At 59.0% G+C, this 15,740-nt stretch carries 21 protein-coding genes and 1 other RNA gene; 11 read left to right on the top strand and 11 right to left on the bottom strand.

Annotated elements, in window-relative coordinates:
- Nucleotides 1-17: 17 nt before the first annotated feature.
- The gene (locus JT51_RS04335) at nt 18-389 is read right to left on the bottom strand and encodes a helix-turn-helix domain-containing protein (RefSeq protein WP_037308231.1); all 372 of its coding nucleotides are present in this window, start codon (nt 387-389) and stop codon (nt 18-20) included.
- A gap of 338 nt (nt 390-727) precedes the next feature.
- Here JT51_RS04335 and JT51_RS04340 point away from each other — a divergent pair, with 338 nt between their 5' ends.
- Nucleotides 728-1,684 carry an NADPH:quinone oxidoreductase family protein gene (locus tag JT51_RS04340; protein WP_037308233.1) on the top strand — a complete coding sequence of 319 codons (957 nt, stop codon included), beginning with the start codon at nt 728-730 and terminating at the stop codon, nt 1,682-1,684.
- A 7-nt stretch (nt 1,685-1,691) separates the two neighbouring features.
- Here JT51_RS04340 and JT51_RS04345 read toward each other — a convergent pair whose 3' ends face one another.
- Nucleotides 1,692-2,573, bottom strand: coding sequence for a LysR family transcriptional regulator (locus JT51_RS04345; protein ID WP_037308236.1), 882 nt, complete (start codon nt 2,571-2,573; stop codon nt 1,692-1,694).
- A 127-nt stretch (nt 2,574-2,700) separates the two neighbouring features.
- On the opposite strand from JT51_RS04345, the gene JT51_RS04350 reads away from it, so the two are divergent.
- Entirely contained in the window at nt 2,701-2,910 is a 210-nt protein-coding gene (locus JT51_RS04350; RefSeq protein WP_037308238.1) for a DUF1127 domain-containing protein, read from the top strand.
- Between the two features lie 183 nt (nt 2,911-3,093).
- Nucleotides 3,094-3,870 carry a Bax inhibitor-1 family protein gene (locus JT51_RS04355; protein ID WP_037308241.1) on the top strand — a complete coding sequence of 259 codons (777 nt, stop codon included), beginning with the start codon at nt 3,094-3,096 and terminating at the stop codon, nt 3,868-3,870.
- A gap of 166 nt (nt 3,871-4,036) precedes the next feature.
- On the opposite strand, the gene JT51_RS04360 is transcribed toward JT51_RS04355, so the two are convergent.
- Both JT51_RS04360 and rpmG read right to left on the bottom strand, forming a co-directional pair.
- On the bottom strand, nt 4,037-4,543 hold the full coding sequence (locus tag JT51_RS04360; RefSeq protein WP_160175161.1) for a hypothetical protein: 507 nt from the start codon (nt 4,541-4,543) through the stop codon (nt 4,037-4,039).
- 196 nt (nt 4,544-4,739) lie between these two features.
- Nucleotides 4,740-4,907, bottom strand: a complete 168-nt coding sequence (gene rpmG, locus JT51_RS04365; protein ID WP_037309480.1) for a 50S ribosomal protein L33 — start codon at nt 4,905-4,907, stop codon at nt 4,740-4,742.
- A 291-nt stretch (nt 4,908-5,198) separates the two neighbouring features.
- On the opposite strand from rpmG, the gene JT51_RS04370 reads away from it, so the two are divergent.
- The 3 genes from JT51_RS04370 (at nt 5,199) to JT51_RS04380 (ending at nt 7,092) form a co-directional block, all read left to right on the top strand.
- Complete coding sequence (locus JT51_RS04370; protein ID WP_037308248.1) at nt 5,199-5,834, top strand: DUF1326 domain-containing protein; 636 nt, start codon at nt 5,199-5,201, stop codon at nt 5,832-5,834.
- 12 nt (nt 5,835-5,846) lie between these two features.
- Nucleotides 5,847-6,689, top strand: coding sequence for a DUF2182 domain-containing protein (locus tag JT51_RS04375; RefSeq protein ID WP_037308250.1), 843 nt, complete (start codon nt 5,847-5,849; stop codon nt 6,687-6,689).
- A gap of 70 nt (nt 6,690-6,759) precedes the next feature.
- Nucleotides 6,760-7,092, top strand: coding sequence for a GYD domain-containing protein (locus tag JT51_RS04380; protein WP_037308253.1), 333 nt, complete (start codon nt 6,760-6,762; stop codon nt 7,090-7,092).
- 7 nt (nt 7,093-7,099) lie between these two features.
- Here JT51_RS04380 and rnpB read toward each other — a convergent pair.
- The 5 genes from rnpB to gatC all read right to left on the bottom strand — a co-directional run bounded on the left by rnpB (nt 7,100) and on the right by gatC (nt 10,806).
- Nucleotides 7,100-7,497: RNase P RNA component class A (gene rnpB / locus JT51_RS21190), an RNA gene on the bottom strand.
- A gap of 130 nt (nt 7,498-7,627) precedes the next feature.
- Nucleotides 7,628-8,332 (bottom strand): N-acetylmuramoyl-L-alanine amidase, encoded by a 705-nt coding sequence (locus JT51_RS04385; protein WP_051927400.1) that lies wholly within the window; start codon nt 8,330-8,332, stop codon nt 7,628-7,630.
- On the bottom strand, nt 8,283-8,987 hold the full coding sequence (locus tag JT51_RS04390) for a hypothetical protein (protein ID WP_037308258.1): 705 nt from the start codon (nt 8,985-8,987) through the stop codon (nt 8,283-8,285). Before JT51_RS04390 ends, JT51_RS04385 begins: the two co-directional genes overlap by 50 nt.
- A 40-nt stretch (nt 8,988-9,027) precedes the next feature.
- Nucleotides 9,028-10,515 (bottom strand): Asp-tRNA(Asn)/Glu-tRNA(Gln) amidotransferase subunit GatA, encoded by a 1,488-nt coding sequence (gene gatA / locus JT51_RS04395; RefSeq protein WP_037308261.1) that lies wholly within the window; start codon nt 10,513-10,515, stop codon nt 9,028-9,030.
- A gap of 3 nt (nt 10,516-10,518) precedes the next feature.
- The gene (gatC, locus tag JT51_RS04400; RefSeq protein WP_037308265.1) at nt 10,519-10,806 is read right to left on the bottom strand and encodes an Asp-tRNA(Asn)/Glu-tRNA(Gln) amidotransferase subunit GatC; all 288 of its coding nucleotides are present in this window, start codon (nt 10,804-10,806) and stop codon (nt 10,519-10,521) included.
- A 225-nt stretch (nt 10,807-11,031) separates the two neighbouring features.
- On the opposite strand from gatC, the gene JT51_RS22060 reads away from it, so the two are divergent.
- Nucleotides 11,032-11,190, top strand: coding sequence for a hypothetical protein (locus JT51_RS22060; protein ID WP_200876060.1), 159 nt, complete (start codon nt 11,032-11,034; stop codon nt 11,188-11,190).
- 145 nt (nt 11,191-11,335) lie between these two features.
- Entirely contained in the window at nt 11,336-11,899 is a 564-nt protein-coding gene (locus tag JT51_RS04405; RefSeq protein WP_037308268.1) for a DUF4202 domain-containing protein, read from the top strand.
- On the opposite strand, the gene JT51_RS04410 is transcribed toward JT51_RS04405, so the two are convergent.
- Entirely contained in the window at nt 11,890-12,546 is a 657-nt protein-coding gene (locus JT51_RS04410) for a ceramidase domain-containing protein (RefSeq protein ID WP_037308271.1), read from the bottom strand. The genes JT51_RS04405 and JT51_RS04410 overlap by 10 nt on opposite strands.
- Before the next feature lie 59 nt (nt 12,547-12,605).
- On the opposite strand from JT51_RS04410, the gene JT51_RS04415 reads away from it, so the two are divergent.
- Nucleotides 12,606-13,298: a metal-dependent hydrolase gene (locus JT51_RS04415; RefSeq protein WP_037308274.1), complete on the top strand. Its 693-nt coding sequence runs from the start codon at nt 12,606-12,608 to the stop codon at nt 13,296-13,298.
- Here the strand turns inward: JT51_RS04415 and JT51_RS04420 are convergent.
- Nucleotides 13,288-13,746 carry a nucleoside deaminase gene (locus JT51_RS04420; RefSeq protein WP_037308277.1) on the bottom strand — a complete coding sequence of 153 codons (459 nt, stop codon included), beginning with the start codon at nt 13,744-13,746 and terminating at the stop codon, nt 13,288-13,290. The genes JT51_RS04415 and JT51_RS04420 overlap by 11 nt on opposite strands.
- On the opposite strand from JT51_RS04420, the gene JT51_RS04425 reads away from it, so the two are divergent.
- Nucleotides 13,745-14,623 (top strand): pseudouridine synthase, encoded by an 879-nt coding sequence (locus JT51_RS04425; protein ID WP_037308280.1) that lies wholly within the window; start codon nt 13,745-13,747, stop codon nt 14,621-14,623. The two genes, JT51_RS04420 and JT51_RS04425, sit on opposite strands and share 2 nt — an antisense overlap.
- Before the next feature lie 177 nt (nt 14,624-14,800).
- Nucleotides 14,801-15,715, top strand: coding sequence for a 5-bromo-4-chloroindolyl phosphate hydrolysis family protein (locus tag JT51_RS04430; protein WP_037308282.1), 915 nt, complete (start codon nt 14,801-14,803; stop codon nt 15,713-15,715).
- Nucleotides 15,716-15,740 lie beyond the last annotated feature (25 nt).

Consider the following 15,740-nt stretch of genomic DNA (forward strand, 5'->3'; position numbering starts at 1 on the left):
AGAGTCAACCCGCCAAATCATGCGACGTCGCTGAGAACCCGAGCCAATTCAAACAGGCGGCGGCGCTGGTTTTCAGGGATCGCATAGTAGGATCGAACCAGATCCAGCGCTTCCTTGTCCCCCATCAGATCGGCAGGAACCGACTTTTTGCCCGCATTTTCTTTTTCGGCCTCCTCCAGACCTTCAAAGAAAAAGCTGACCGGCACATCCAATGCCTCGGCGATATCCCACAAGCGGGACGCGCTGATCCGGTTGGCACCTGTTTCATACTTCTGAATTTGCTGAAACTTGATACCAACTTGCTGCGCCAACTGCTGTTGGGTCATGCCAATCAGCCAGCGGCGATGCCTTACGCGCTTGCCCACATGGACATCGACGTGATGGGTCATTGGTATTCTCCTCTACTACACACAACTGACCTGGATGTGCGACATGCTTTTTTACCACAACACTAGCGAGCCGCCCCAAACCTCTTCCCAATTTGGAACATGGCCCCAAATCAGCACCATAGGGCAATATTGCGTCTTTTTGGACTTTTTTCAAGAAGGTTGAATCTGTTTCGTTCAATAATGGTTTATGGTTGTATCGCAACCGGCCTGCACACGTGCGGGCCAACCCCCTTGCAACTAACCCAGATTTCGGCGTCCTCCCCCAGTGTAGCGCACGGTCAAAGATTGACAATTCGCAATCCGCACGAACCTATGCCCGAAAAACACGGAGCACACCCATGCTGGCGTATAGAATTCAAACCAAAGGCGCCACGGCGCAGCTTTGCAACATTGACGTTCCCAACCCCGGCACAGGGCAGATTCGCGTCACAATAAAAGCATGTGGTCTGAACTTTGCCGATCTGCTTATGCAAAAAGGGACGTATCAGGAAACTCCGGCTGCGCCCTTTACCCAAGGCATGGAAATCGCAGGGATCGTGGATGAGGTCGGGCCAGATGTGACCCACGTGAAAACCGGCGACCGGGTCGCGGTATATTCAGGGCAAGGCGGGCTGGCGGAATACGGTGTGTTCGATGCAACCCGGGCGATTCCCCTGCCCGATACCATGAACTATGAGACCGCCGCCGCAATTCAGATCGCCTATGGCACCAGCCACATTGCACTGTCTCATCGCGCCCATCTTTTGTCCGGCGAAACCCTGTTGGTCACCGGCGCTGCGGGCGGTGTTGGATTGACTGCGGTCGAGATCGGCAAGCTGATGGGGGCCACGGTCATCGCCCATGCGCGCGGCACAGATAAGCTGGCCGTTGCGCGTGCTGCGGGTGCGGATCACCTGATTGACGCGTCCGAGGATCTGCGGGCGCGTGTTAAGGAACTGGGTGGGGCGGACGTGGTATATGACGCGATCGGAGGCGACGTTTTCAAGGCCGCCTTTCGCGCCACCAACCCCGAAGGACGTCTGTTGCCAATCGGGTTCGCTGGCGGCGACGTGCCGCAAATCCCAGCCAATCATCTTTTGGTAAAGAACCTGACGGTGATCGGGTTTTATATTGGCGGATACCTGACATTCCGGCCAGAGATCGTGCGGAACAGCTTTGATACGCTGTTCCAGTGGCATACCGAAGGGCGGATCAAGCCCCATATCAGCCACGTGCTGCCCTTGAGCGAGGTCGAACAGGGCCTGCAATTGCTACGGGATCGCACCGCGACGGGAAAGGTCGTGATAACGCCCTGACCGCTGGTTAGCCAACCACTGCCTTCAATGGCGCACCGCCCAACATGCGGAAATTCTGCCGAACCAGCGCGGCCAGCGCCTCGACCACATCCCCGCGCCCGGCCTCACCCCCGTACAGGTTGATCATATGCGCAGGCAGTTCGGGCAAGGCGCCACCGGCGTCGATCTGAACCAAATGCGCGGCCTCGGTTCCGTCCAGCATGGCGTGGACGGCAAGATCGGCACTGACCGTCGCCTCGATCGTGCGGTCATTTTCGGTTTCCACCGACAGTTCCCACGGAATGTCTGCCGCGTCCAAAGCTGCGATGATCTGCGGCCGGAACAGACACCGTCGACCAAGCGCCAGTGGGATCGGGTTTTTGCGCCAGGCCGACCCGCCCGGGGCACCAATCCAGCGCAGTGGCAATTCGGCGATGGTTTCCGCGCCGTCCACAAATGAGGCCTCGGTCGTGAGAATCAGGTCGCATTCGCCGCGTTTGAACATCTCTTTGAGTTGCAGTGAGTACGAAGACACCAGTTGAACCCGGACTCGCGGAAAATCCGCGTTGAACCGTTGCAAAACCCTTGGAATCGCGGGGTAGACAATGTCATGCGGCACACCAAGGACGACCTCACCTTCAAAGGCCTGATCCGTCAGTTTCGAAATCACCTCATCGTTCAGCGCGATCATGCGCCGGGCATAGGCCAATAGCTGTTCGCCGGACGCGGTCAGCGCGATTGTCCGGCCGCTGCGATCCAGCAACTCAAGACCCAGCAACTCTTCAAGCCGCTTTAACTGCATCGAGACGGCAGATTGCGTCAGGTGCAGGAACCCGGCTGCCCGTGTCACACCGCCTTGATCAGCCACCGCCACGAACGACCGCAAGGTCGTGATGTCCAAATTTCTCATCTTCACGATTCCTTATGAGTCACTTCATAAATATTCATTTTCAAAATGTGTCATAACGCGTCATATAAATCAAGGAACTTGATGGAACATCGAAATTTCATCAAAAACTCCGGAAAGGACATTAATTATGACCCAAATTGCGATCAACACACACTGCAAACCCCGTCGTCGATCAGTCTTGTCCGTGCTGAAGGATGCGATTTCGCTGAACCGTCAGCGCCGGACGCTGGCCAGACTGGATGACCGAGCGCTGGAAGATATCGGCGTCACCCGCAGACAGGCCCAGAAAGAAGCCGAGCGCCCCGTCTGGGATGCGCCCCAATTCTGGCACAAGTGACGTTAAAGTCTTCTGGGTCACCAGATTTGGCGGTCTGCATCGGCAGGCCGCCATTTTTGTTGCATGTTTTAGCCCGTTTCGGCCGTTAAACCCTTGAAACACAGCCCGCACTTGCCGATATTTGCGGGGAAAGCGGCTTGCAACTGCGAGGCGCGGTAAGAATAATCGAAGGGAGACCCTTTTATGGCACAATTCGACACGATCCGGACGGCGACCGGTGCGCGCGCTGCCCAGATTGACGAGGGCCTGCGCGCCCACATGAACAAAGTCTACGGCACAATGTCCGTGGGCATGCTGATCACCTTTCTGGCCGCATGGGCCATTTCCGGTTTGGCAGTGACAACCGATCCGTCGGCTGCAGTCGGGCAAATCAATGCAAACACGTATCTAACGTCGTTTGGCGCGGCGATTTACACGTCGCCTCTGCGTTGGGTGATCATGTTCGCGCCGCTTGCGTTCATCTTCGGCTTTAGCGCCGGGATCAACCGCTTGTCAGCCGCGGCCGCTCAGGTGGTGTTCTACGCGTTTGCTGCGGTAATGGGCTTGTCGATCAGCTGGATCTTTATTGCCTTTACCGGCATGTCGATCATTCAGGTCTTCCTGATCACGTCGATCGCATTCGGTGGTCTGTCCCTTTATGGCTATACCACCAAAAAGGATCTGTCCGGAATGGGGACATTCTTGATCATGGGCGTGATCGGCCTGATCGTTGCGATGGTCGTCAATATGTTCCTGCAGTCGCCTGCGGTCATGTATGCCATCTCGGTTATAGGCGTTCTGATCTTTGCCGGCCTGACAGCCTATGACACGCAGAAAATCAAGACGACTTACCTGCAGATGGCCCATTCGGGCGATCAGGAATGGCTGGGCAAAGCTGCCATCATGGGCGCGCTCAGCTTGTACCTGGACTTTATCAACATGTTCATGTTCCTGCTGCAGCTGTTCGGCAACCGCGAATAAGACTGCGGTAACCTAAAAATTCCAAGGGCGGGCCTGAAAAGACCCGCCCTTTTCTTTTGTCCGGTTTTCACTAATTGCCAGCGCAGGTCAGAATCGGAAAGCAACCAGAAATGAAAAGGCCCTCACCTGGCAGGTAAGGGCCTTGTCTCATTCTATGCCGTCGATCTTAGCTGCAGTTCAGCGCCACCGCAAAGCCCGAGCTACGCTCGGACGAGCCTTTGCGGTATACTTCGCCCGCTGGCAGACAGCCGGTGAATTGTTCTGCATTACGGCCAAAGCTGGCACCGATCGTATTGTCCACCTTTGCGCCGTTGCTTGCAGTCCGCAGAACGCCAAACAGGGTGCCATTCACGCTGACTGTGCTTAGGAACAAGTTGGTGTCAGACCCGCTTACAAGCACGGCGTCACGGTCGCTGCGTCCGCCGTTGTCGATTGCAAGACGCGCAACCTTTCCCAACTCGGTCTCATCGGTGGCAACCGGAATGGCAGGCAAGACCGCCAGTTCAGCCGGAACATTTGTCGCTGGAGGAAGGAACGCCGATGCCCCGGGCACATCAGAGATAGTGCGCGGTTCGCCGTCGATTCCGGTGAACCCGACACCTTCGCGGTTATACGGATCCTCGCAGGCGGCCAGGGCCAATACGGTGATTGAGGATAACAAGATTTTTTTCATGACGGCCAACATTTTGGAACGGTTTGTTCAACCGTAGTGGCAAGCCAATCAAAAAAGCAACCCGGGGCAAAGGCGAATGACCCTGGCGCTGATGCGCCTGTGCAACGACCCGATGCGTCCCCAAAGACCCCGCGCACGAAAAAAGGGCTCTGCCAATGCAGAACCCTTTTTAACTTTGTCCAAGCTGGACGGCAGATTACTTAATCTTGCCTTCCTTGTACTCGACATGTTTCCGAACAACCGGGTCGTATTTACGAATGGTCATTTTCTCGGTCATGGTGCGTGCGTTTTTCTTGGTCACGTAGAAGTGGCCCGTGCCCGCGGTCGAGTTCAGACGGATCTTGATTGTCGTCGGCTTCGCCATGGTTATCTCCTGCGTCCGAAAAGGCAGGGGCCTTTCGGTTGAATTCCTATGAGCGTGCGCTTTTACCCGGTCGCACAGCCGAGTCAACCAGATTCCGCCCGCCAACCGCACAATTCCTGCGATCCAACCGATACGCGCCGCCATGTCGGTTTGGTCGGCTCACGGTTTCGTGATAAGGTCACGCATTCGCATCCCACAAAGAAGCCAACGTCAGGCTCGATCTTCGAGGCGCTAAAACAGGCAAGGCCCGCAATCAGCAGGGTTTAAGCATGTGTTTTTTTGGGGGTTAACATGACGGAATGGACACTTCAGGGCGAAGAACTGGCCAATTGCAACTGTAACTTCGGATGCCCGTGCCAGTTCAGCGTTCTGCCGACCCACGGCAACTGCGAGGCGGTCGTCGTGTACGATATTCAGGCCGGTCGATATGGCGACACCGATCTGTCCGGGCTGCGGGCGGCGGGGGTCTATTACTGGCCCGGGCCGATTCACGAAGGTAATGGTCAGATGCAATTGATCATCGACGACAGCGCATCTGCGGACCAGAGAGCCGCGTTGCAAGCCATCATGTCGGGCGAAGACACCGACGAAATGGCCACCTTTTGGTACGTCTACAGTGCCATGGCCCCGACCAAACACGAAACGCTATTTCTTCCGATCGAGCTGAAATGGGACCGGCAAGACCGCTCAGGCTATGCCAAGGTGCCCGGAGTTTTCGATCTTGAGGTCAGCCCGATCCCGCATATCGTCTCTGGCATGCCGCATAGGGCGTCCATTCAGCTTCCGAATGGGTTTGAGTATCGCCACGCCGAAGCGGCCTCGGGGTCGGCAACATCGACGGGTGGGGCCATCAGCGTCACGTTCGACGCAACCCACGCGCATTTGGCGCATCTTAACATCTCGGGTCACGGTGTTCTGGGCGGGTAATCGAGGTTCACAATGACTGCTGGCACAAACCCGCCGCGCCCCGGAGCGTTAGACCGGGTATTGAGGCATGACAGAAGCGTCGTCCTGTGCTGCGTTCTGCTGATTGTTCTGGGGGCGTCATGGTACACGGTGTCAGGGATCGGCATGTCCATGTCGGCCGTCGAAATGACCCGCATGGCCGGGTCGGTTGGCGACCCGATGCGCATGGGCGATGGAATCAGCTGGGGCCTGGCACATGCCGTTCTGGTGTTCCTCATGTGGTGGGTCATGATGATCGCGATGATGACCCCCAGCGCCGCCCCAACGGTGTTGCTGTACGCGGCCATCAAACGAATAGGCCCCGACAAGGCGCGCGCGCCGCGTCTGTGCTTGATTTTTCTGGCCGGCTATCTGCTGGCCTGGGCCCTGTTCAGCGCGGTGGCAACTGCGGCGCAATGGGGGTTGGAACAGATCGGATTGTCCGACGGACCCATGATGACGATCAGGTCGCGGGCGGTCGCCGGGGGTGTTCTGGCCGCTGCCGGTCTGTACCAGTTGTCCAGCCTGAAATCCGCCTGTTTGCGCCACTGCCGCAACCCAGCGCAGTTTCTGGCCGATCACAACAGACCCGGCGCAATCGGCGCATTTCGCATTGGTGCGATGCACGGCACATATTGCCTGGGATGTTGCTGGGCGTTGATGCTGTTGCTGTTCGTCGGCGGTGTGATGAACCTGTATTGGATCGTGGGCATCGCCATCTATGTCGCGCTGGAAAAGTTGATGCCAAGGGCAACGTGGCTTGTCCCCCTCACCGGAATTGCACTGATCATTATGGGCGTCTGGCTGTTCGCAACCTTCTGGATTGCGACAGGCTGATACGCGCAGACCGGCCGATGGACCGGCCAAATCTCGGGTCCTGCACCAACTTGATTAACAGGAGGTATACATGCCTATTTTCATAACCTACGCGTCTTACTCGCGGGCGGGTATCAAAGGTATGCTGAAGAAACCCGCGGACCGCACGGGACCTGTCAAAGCCCTGCTGAAAAAGGTCGGCGGCAAGCTGTTGGGGTTTTATATGACCACCGGCGAAAATGACGTTGTTGTCATCAGTGAAGCGCCGGAAGGTACGGATGCGGTGGCGGTGGGCATGGCGGTTGCGGCCTCGGGCGCGGTGTCCAAGGTGGAAACGGTACGCGCCTGGACGGCGAAAGATTTTGTTGCCGTCACCAAACAAGCCGCCAAGCTGGCCGGAGTGTATAAACCACCAGGCGGCTAAAGCGAATACGCGCGGAGGGCCTGTAAGCCGGATCTTGTTCCAGGGTTGCCCCCTTCGATGACCATTCCTCTAGGCCGTGCATTGCTGCGCGGCTCAAGCTGCCAACCCGGTCCCTCTCGGCCAAGACAGGCTTAGCGGCGGTTTCGGCTGACGCCGACCTGCCCGCGTGGGGACCCTATTTGGCATTGCTCCCGGTGGGGCTTGCCGTGCCGCCCCTGTTGCCAGCGGCGCGGTGGGCTCTTACCCCACCGTTTCACCCTTACCCCGGACCGAAGCCCTGGGCGGTCTGATTTCTGTGGCGCTTTCCGTCGGGTTGCCCCGCCCGGGCGTTACCCGGCACCATTGTCTTGTGGAGTCCGGACTTTCCTCTCGGGCTTGCACCCCAGCGGCCATCCGGCCCTCCGCGCTGTGTGTGGGTATGCGCAGCGTGAAGCCGCGTCAAGGGCCGGGGGAGTATGAAGGGGCCAGCCCCTTCTTGGCCTGCGGCCAATTCATCCCCGGGATATTTTTGGCCAGATGAAGAACGGGTCAGATGTTAACCGGCCAGTGGCGCGATATCGTCAGGATGCAGGGGGCCGGTGGCCCACGGGCGATATCTGAGGCGCACAGCCGCAAGAAGTGTTTCATCGTCCGTTTCGGCCGTGAAACCAGCATCACGAGCCAGCGCCCGGAGCATATCAGCCGACGTATCCTGGGGGGCTTTTTCTTTCCTACGGAGGGCGGCTAGATTTTGACGTTCCAGCCGCTGCCAGTCAAAGCGCGGGCCGGGATCGATTTTGCGCCCCGGCGCCATATCGGAATGCCCGATCACCCCCTGAGGGCCGATCGACCAGCGCCCCATGATCCGTTGCAACAGACTTTCCAGCGCGGTCATCTGAGGTTCCGAGAACGGATGTGTTCCCAAATTGTCCAGCTCGATGCCGATTGAGCGGGAATTGACATCACCCTGACCGCACCATTCCCCTGCCCCGGCGTGCCAGGCACGGTTTTCTTCCTCCACCATTCGCCATAGCGCACCGTCCGCACCTATCAGGTAATGTGCTGACACTTCGTATGCAGGATCGCACAACCGATCCAACGCGGCCTGCGCCGTGTCCATCGCAGTATAGTGCAAAACGATCAGGGATGGTTTCACCCTATCCCTACGCGCACCGAAATTGGGCGATGGATGCCAGATGGCGTTCAGTGGATCAGTTGTTGACGGCACTGCGGAACAGGCTGGGATCCCAGCCGCAGGCATAGCCATCGCCGTCCGGGTCCAGACCCTTGCGGTCTCGTTGAGGGCCGCCGTTGGACAGAAACTCGATCTGGGCCTGATCGGCGGACGGGAAGCGGGCGCAATTGCGTTGCGCCTTGGCTTGCAGGTTAAAGCCTGCGCGGCTGTACAACTGTGTTCCGACCGGGTTTGAAGTGTTCAGCGCGTATTGCACGATGTTGGGTTGCCCATCCGTGCCGCGCTGAGGCACGGCAGTCGGCGCGACAACCTCGTAAGTTTGACGGTTCTGCTGAATCAGAGCAGCGTCGGATTCGATGGTACGGCGGTCTGAAACCGCTGCGAAATCCTGTTCATCGGATATTGTGGTGTTGTTTGTCGTTGAAACCGGAGCCGGGGCAGCTGTGGTTTGCCCGGGCGTGCTGGCCAACGCTGCTGCCGTCGCCGAGGCGAGGTCGGCATTGTCGCCGGTTGGCAACGGGGCAACAGCACCCGGCGCGCCCAGCTGCTGCTCGGACACCTCAGCAGGACCAAGAGGATTCCCTGAATACCCCTGCCCCGCCAACTGCGCCTCGCGTTGCGCCTGATATTGCGGCGTGTTGAAATCCGTTGCGTCCACCGGGGCCACCGTGTCACAGGCGGCCATTAGTCCGATTGCGGGGATCAGAAGCGTTAAGCGCATTCAGCTGCTCCGTCTTACGTTGTCTTGTTTGCCTTTAGGATTACCACCATTTCCCTGGCTTGGCCACGAACCCGGCGGCGTTTTCCAGCGCATAGGCAGTGTTGAGCAGATCGCCCTCGTCCCACGGACGCCCGATCAGTTGCAGGCCAAGCGGCAGACCCTGTGCGTCCAGTCCGGCAGGCACCGAGATGCCCGGCAGACCAGCCAGGTTCACTGTTACGGTAAAGACGTCGTTCAGATACATCTGAACCGGATCGGCCTCGGTCATTTCACCCAAGCCGAAAGAGGCGGAGGGCGTTGCCGGGGTCAGGATCGCGTCGACACCTGCGGCAAAGACGTCTTCGAAGTCTTTCTTGATCAGTGTCCGCACTTTGCGGGCACGGTTGTAGTAGGCATCGTAGAACCCAGCCGACAGAACGTAGGTACCGACCATGACACGACGCTGAACTTCATGGCCGAAGCCTTCGGCGCGGGTCTTTTCGTACATCTCGGTGATGCCATCGCCTTGCCCCAGTTGCGCGCGGCGGCCATAGCGCACACCGTCATAACGCGCGAGGTTCGAGGACGCCTCGGCCGGGGCAATAACGTAATAGGCGGGCAGCGCGTATTTCGTATGCGGCAGTGAGATATCGACGATCTCGGCACCCGCGTCCTTCAGCATCGCGGCACCGTCGGCCCACAGCTTTTCAATCTCGGCGGGCATACCGTCCATGCGGTATTCTTTGGGGATACCGATTTTCTTGCCCTTGATGTCGCCGGTCAGCATCGCCTCAAAATTCGGGACGGCGAGTTCGGTGCTGGTGGAATCCTTGGGGTCGTGACCGCACATCGCCTCGAGCATGATGGCCGCGTCGCGCACGTTCTTGGTCATCGGCCCAGCCTGATCCAGCGAGGATGCAAAAGCGACGATGCCCCAGCGCGAGCAGCGGCCATAGGTCGGCTTGATGCCGGTGATGCCGACAAATGCGGCGGGCTGACGGATCGAACCGCCGGTATCGGTGCCGGTTGCTGCCAGACACAGATCAGCGGCCACGGCAGATGCAGACCCGCCCGACGAGCCGCCAGGGGTTAGTTGCGCATCATCATTACCGCGCCGCCAGGGGCTGACGGCATTGCCGTAAACGCTGGTTTCATTGGACGAGCCCATGGCGAATTCGTCCATATTCAGCTTGCCCAGCATCACCGCGCCGGAATCGGCCAATTTCTGCGACACGGTAGATTCATATTCGGGCTTGAACCCTTCCAGAATCTTCGAGGCCGCCTGCGACGGCACGCCCTTGGTACAGAACAGATCCTTGATGCCGATCGGCAAACCGCACATGGACGGAGCGTCGCCGCCTTTGATCCGCACATCCGCCGCCTGCGCACGTTCCAGCGCGATCTCGGGTGTTTTATGGACAAAAGCGTTCAGCGCGTCAGCGTCGTCGATTGCCTTGAGGCAGGATTCGGTCAATTCAACCGAGGTCACGTCACCCTTGCGCAGCGCGTCGCGGGCCTCGGACAGGCCCAGTTTGTTCAGATCGCTCATGTCTTACTCCACCACTTTGGGGACTGCGAAGAAACCTTCGCGCGCGTCGGGGGCATTGGCCAGAACCTTATCCTGCTGGCTGCCGTCGGTGACCACGTCTTCACGACGCTTCAGGCGCATGGGCTCGACCGAGACCATCGGCTCAACCCCTTCGACGTCAACTTCGTTCAGTTGCTCGATGAACCCAAGGATGGTGTTGAACTCGGACGCCAGCGCCGGCAGCGCGTCATCCTCGACCTTGATCCGGGCCAGTTTGGCCACCTTGGCGGCAGTGCTTTGGTCAATCGACATCGGAAAACCTCATATGCGTTAGGGGGCATTTACCTGTCCGATGCCCGGGTCGCAAGACCGCCCGGGCGTGGATGTGCCGTGTTTCGCCCTGCGCACAGGGACCGCCGTTCAAAATTGCATATGCCCCATGCGAAAAAGCAAACCGATTAGTTCACTTTGCCTCTTGAATTATAAACTAAACAGTTCATTTCAAAATATACGACACAGCGAAACCCGGAGATCAAAATGAAAACTCTCATCGCAGCAACCCTTTTGACCGCAACTGCTCTCAGCACGCCTGCCCTGGCGTTCAGCCTCAGCACACAGGGTTTGACCCGCAACCTTTCATTCCCTGAACCTGTTTCGGAACCGGTCACGCAGGACACCACCAACCCGGGAAAATAAGTGGAAAATGCGGCCGGGCCGGAAACCCCCAACTGGCCCGGCCGGAATGCAATTGCTTGCTGCATCTCTTGAAACCAGCCGCTACGATAGCCCGAAACGATCCGCCGGACTGCATCGCAGATCCGGCAAGCCAACGGAGCGGAAGATGAGCGCACGCAAGCAAGCGATACTGGACGCGATTGATACAGCCAACAGGCAAGACCCCAATCACGAAGACGGCCAGCCCGCCGCCCTGCTGTATGGCCAGAGGATGAGCGCCGAGATGGACAGGCTGTTTCCCGACGCCTCGGACATTCTGCAAATTGCTGGGCGTGGTCAGCATGTCGAACGCTGGAAACTGGCGCGCAGCGAATTCCCCGAAGGGCGTGCAGGGTATCTGGCATGGCGCAAGGCGCAGGGCGAATATCACGCTGACGTCGTCATTGGCCTGATGGAACAACACGGCTACGGCGCGGATGAGGTCGAAGCCGTCGGTCGCATGTTGCGCAAGCAAGGCATCAAGCGCGATGCCGATGTGCAAGCCCTGGAAGACGTCATCTGTTTCGTGTTCCTGAAATGGTACTTCGCCCCATTTGCCGCCAAACACTCGGACGAGAAAATCCAACGCATTGTCGAAAAAACTGCGCGCAAGATGTCGGCTGATGGCCGGGCGCGGGTGTTGTCCGAATTCGATCTGCCGGACCATCTGGCCGCCGCGTTTCAGGGCTGAGACGTGCGGGCCAGGTGCCTGCGATACACGTCGATCATCCAACCCAGCATGGTGGCGTTCAATATGTGCCACATGAAATGCGTACCCAGCGGCAGCTGCGCGCAAAGTGATTGATCCATCGCGCGGAAACTGATCGAGGCAATCAGAATCATTGCCCCGATCGTCAGACCACGGGCCGTATCCGGCCATTGGCGGCGCAGCAGAAACGCATAGATCAGGATCAGCAACGGGACCGGCGCATATGCCGCTGACCCGCCCAACCCGGGCACAAGCTGAAACAGGGGCAGCAACGCCGCGCTATAGGGAATGAAAAGGGCCGTCACGGTCGCAGCGGACAACGGCCGCATTCCCCAGACGTCGCGATTGATCGCGTAGATATAGACAAGAATATACAGCAGGATCGGCACCACGTCCGCCATGGCCGCCCAGACCTGCGCGTGCGTATGAAACAGAAAACTGCCCACGCCGATGCCTGCCAGAATGACCACCAGCACCATCGCCAAGGGCATCCCCTGCCCCCGCACCCGCCACCACATGACAAACGCCGCGATCAGAAACGCCGCATTGGTCAGGGCGTTTACCGGCTCGGCCCAGTAAGCGGGCGACAAACGTTCGCAATATCCGTTGATTTCCTGAAACCAATCCATGAACTTTTACATAACCGATACTAGATAAAGGCCAACAGTTTGTTTGGGAGGACTATTTCATGAATATCATCTGGCTGGGCCACGGCAGTTTCCGCATAGAAACGCAAGGTCAGGTTCTGCTGATCGACCCGTGGCTGACCGGCAATCCGGTCCTGTCGGAAAGCCAGCACGATGCCGCGCTGCAAGGGGCGACGCATATCCTTTTGACGCACACCCATTTCGATCACGTCGCCGACGTCGTATCGCTGGCCAAGCACCTCAAGGTGCCGGTGGTTGGTCAATATGATCTGATGGGTTTCTGGAGCGAGTCGGAAGGGTTGGAAACCGTCGGCTTCAACAAAGGCGGCACGGTCAATCTGAACGGCGTCAAAGTGTCGATGGTGCCAGCCTCGCACAGTTCGACCTTTTCGACGCCGGATGGCCTGCGCACCGGCGGCAGCGAGGTTGGGTTCATGATCGCGACCGAGGGACATATGGTCTATGTGTCCGGGGATACCGATATCATGGCCGATATGGACTGGATGGGCGATTACTACAAACCCGACATCGGCATCCTGTCGGCGGGTGGCCATTTCACCATGGATATGAAGGGCGCGGCTTATGCCGCCAAACGGTACTTTGATTTCAAAACCGTGATTCCCTGCCACTATCAGACCTTCCCGATTCTGGAACAATCGGCGCAGGTGCTGGTGGATGGGTTACCCGGTGTTGATGTGATCGAGCCGCAGGTTATGCAGCCGATCAGCCTTTAGGATCGCGCCGCGCGGCAAAGAAATCTCTCAACAGATCGGCGGCTTCCTGACCGCCGATCCCGTCATAGATTTCGGGGACATGATGCGCCTGCTTATGCGAGAACACCCGCGCGCCATGGGCCACGCCGCCAGATTTCGGATCGGCAGCACCGTAATAGATGCGCCGGATACGCGCCGCAGCCAGGGCCGCCGCGCACATCGCGCAGGGTTCCAGCGTAACATACAGATCATGACCGGCCAGCCGCTCTGATCCGGCTGCGGCGCAGGCGGCGCGCAGGGCAAGAATTTCGGCATGGGCAGTGGGATCGTTCAACTCGCGCGTGCGGTTGCCGGCGGCGGCCACGACGCGGCCATCCGCGACGATGACAGCGCCCACAGGAACCTCTCCGCGTTGCGCTGCGGCCCGGGCCTGTTCCAGCGCCAGGTTCATATGCGATCTGAACTCCATGCCCCTGACTGCATCAGAAACCTGCCTTTCGCAAGCGCGCGGGATGCGCTATGGCCTGCGGATGAACAAAACCCCTCCTCCCGGCGACCGGATCGCCAAAGTGCTGGCCCGCGCGGGTGTCGCCTCGCGCCGCGAGGCTGAACGCATGATCGAAGCAGGCCGCGTTGCGGTGAATGGCAAGGTCATCGACAGCCCGGCCCTGAACGTCACCGCCAAAGACAAGATCACCGCCGATGGCAAACCGGTATCCGAACCGGAACCCACACGCCTGTGGCTGTATCACAAGCCCTCTGGTCTGGTGACAACGACCCGCGACGAGAAAGGCCGTGCGACCATTTTCGACAAACTGCCCGAAGATATGCCTCGCGTCATGAGCGTTGGGCGGCTGGATTTGAATTCCGAAGGTCTGTTGCTGCTGACCAATGACGGCGGCATCAAGCGCAAGCTGGAACTGCCCGCGACCGGTTGGCTGCGAAAGTACCGCGTGCGCGTGAACGGGCGGCCAAAAGACGAAGACTTTGCACCGCTGCGCAAGGGTCTTGTTGTCGATGGCGAACGTTTCCAGCCGATGACCGTAACGCTGGACCGTCAGCAGGGCGCAAACGCCTGGCTGACCATTGGCCTGCGCGAAGGCAAAAACCGCGAAATCCGCCGCGCGATCGAAGACATCGGCTTTGCTGTGAACCGGCTGCTGCGCGTGTCCTACGGCCCCTTCCAGCTGGGCACTCTGAAACCTGGCGAAGTCGAAGAGATCCGCCGCCGCGTGATGCGCGATCAATTGGGGTTGGATGCCGAGGTCCAAACCGAAGACACCCCCAAACGACCCGCCCGGCCACAAAGAAAACGGCCAACCGTCGGCAAGAAACCTCGCAAGTGACGCGAGTTAGGCAACCTTTCCCCTAGCGCCGGGCCGCCTCATCCCCTAAATTTTCCGTGAGGGTGAATTCTGAAGGGGGCGTCATGTCCGGAACCGGCGTGCAAAAACTGGCCTATGTGGCGCTGCTGGCGCTGCTTATCGGCGTCTGCACCGGCCTATTGGGGGGCTTGTAGGGGCATGGCCAAACGGTATGGCGGCAAATTCAGCCCGCAAGACGCTTCTCCATCATCAGAGCAGCCTGCGCGGGGGCAATTTGACCGCGCTCGGGTCGAACCTGCGGGCGCACGTGTAAACCTGCTGTTTCTTCCTGCGGTTCCGCTGGTGTTCCTGTCACTGAACGACGGTGCCATCGGGATGACAATCGGGCTGGTCGCAGCGGGCCTGCTGACCGCCGCCGCGTTTCTGCTGCGTGAAGGCTTGCGCGCCGAAGCCGCGTATAATGCGCGCCGCACCGCCCGTCGCCCGGCCTTTCCACGCAAGGTTTTCGCAAGCCTGCTAACCGGTCTTGGTGCCGCGCTTGCCGCATACCGAACCGAATACCTGAATGCCGAAACCGCCGCGCAAGCCAGCCTGCTGGCGCCCGTTCTGTTTGGTGTCGTGGCAACCGCCCTGCATTCTGTGTCCTTCGGCCTGGATCCAATGAAGGACAAAGGCATGGAAGGGGTCGACACCTTTCAGCAAGATCGCGTCGCCCGGGTGGTCGAAGACGCCGAAAACCACCTGACCGATATGACCGATGCCATCAAACGCGCCGGTGACCGTCAGATCGAAGCGCGGGTCGAACGGTTTCAGGACACCGCCCGCGACATGTTCCGCACCGTCGAAGAGGACCCGCGTGATCTGGCCGGTGCCCGAAAATACCTGACCGTCTATTTGCAGGGCGCACGCGATGCGACGGTGAAGTTCGCCGATGTCTATGCCCGCACCCGGGACGCGCAGGCGCTGACCGATTACTCGGCGTTGCTGGATGATCTGGAACAGAATTTCGCCGCGCGCACGCGCAAGATGCTATTGGACGACCGCAGTGATCTGACGGTCGAAATTGACGTGTTGCGCGAAAGGCTGCAACGCGAAGGCGTCCGGTTGGACTGACCGGCCATTTTTTCGAGAAAGGATT

This window comes from Ruegeria halocynthiae (genome assembly GCF_000743705.1).
Classification (GTDB): Bacteria; Pseudomonadota; Alphaproteobacteria; order Rhodobacterales; family Rhodobacteraceae; genus Ruegeria; species Ruegeria halocynthiae_B.

Coding starts and splice junctions, on each gene's coding strand:
- JT51_RS04430 (WP_037308282.1), top strand. CDS start 14,801: ATGGCCAAACGGTATGGCGGCAAATTCAGCCCGCAAGACGCTTCTCCA.
- JT51_RS04355 (WP_037308241.1), top strand. CDS start 3,094: ATGGCACAATTCGACACGATCCGGACGGCGACCGGTGCGCGCGCTGCC.
- JT51_RS04375 (WP_037308250.1), top strand. CDS start 5,847: ATGACTGCTGGCACAAACCCGCCGCGCCCCGGAGCGTTAGACCGGGTA.
- JT51_RS22060 (WP_200876060.1), top strand. CDS start 11,032: ATGAAAACTCTCATCGCAGCAACCCTTTTGACCGCAACTGCTCTCAGC.
- JT51_RS04390 (WP_037308258.1), bottom strand. CDS start 8,987: ATGCGCTTAACGCTTCTGATCCCCGCAATCGGACTAATGGCCGCCTGT.
- JT51_RS04385 (WP_051927400.1), bottom strand. CDS start 8,332: ATGCCTGCGGCTGGGATCCCAGCCTGTTCCGCAGTGCCGTCAACAACT.
- JT51_RS04380 (WP_037308253.1), top strand. CDS start 6,760: ATGCCTATTTTCATAACCTACGCGTCTTACTCGCGGGCGGGTATCAAA.
- JT51_RS04405 (WP_037308268.1), top strand. CDS start 11,336: ATGAGCGCACGCAAGCAAGCGATACTGGACGCGATTGATACAGCCAAC.
- JT51_RS04425 (WP_037308280.1), top strand. CDS start 13,745: ATGCCCCTGACTGCATCAGAAACCTGCCTTTCGCAAGCGCGCGGGATG.
- JT51_RS04345 (WP_037308236.1), bottom strand. CDS start 2,573: ATGAGAAATTTGGACATCACGACCTTGCGGTCGTTCGTGGCGGTGGCT.
- JT51_RS04350 (WP_037308238.1), top strand. CDS start 2,701: ATGACCCAAATTGCGATCAACACACACTGCAAACCCCGTCGTCGATCA.
- JT51_RS04415 (WP_037308274.1), top strand. CDS start 12,606: ATGAATATCATCTGGCTGGGCCACGGCAGTTTCCGCATAGAAACGCAA.
- JT51_RS04360 (WP_160175161.1), bottom strand. CDS start 4,543: ATGAAAAAAATCTTGTTATCCTCAATCACCGTATTGGCCCTGGCCGCC.
- gatC (WP_037308265.1), bottom strand. CDS start 10,806: ATGTCGATTGACCAAAGCACTGCCGCCAAGGTGGCCAAACTGGCCCGG.
- JT51_RS04335 (WP_037308231.1), bottom strand. CDS start 389: ATGACCCATCACGTCGATGTCCATGTGGGCAAGCGCGTAAGGCATCGC.
- JT51_RS04340 (WP_037308233.1), top strand. CDS start 728: ATGCTGGCGTATAGAATTCAAACCAAAGGCGCCACGGCGCAGCTTTGC.
- gatA (WP_037308261.1), bottom strand. CDS start 10,515: ATGAGCGATCTGAACAAACTGGGCCTGTCCGAGGCCCGCGACGCGCTG.
- JT51_RS04420 (WP_037308277.1), bottom strand. CDS start 13,746: ATGGAGTTCAGATCGCATATGAACCTGGCGCTGGAACAGGCCCGGGCC.
- JT51_RS04370 (WP_037308248.1), top strand. CDS start 5,199: ATGACGGAATGGACACTTCAGGGCGAAGAACTGGCCAATTGCAACTGT.
- JT51_RS04410 (WP_037308271.1), bottom strand. CDS start 12,546: ATGGATTGGTTTCAGGAAATCAACGGATATTGCGAACGTTTGTCGCCC.
- rpmG (WP_037309480.1), bottom strand. CDS start 4,907: ATGGCGAAGCCGACGACAATCAAGATCCGTCTGAACTCGACCGCGGGC.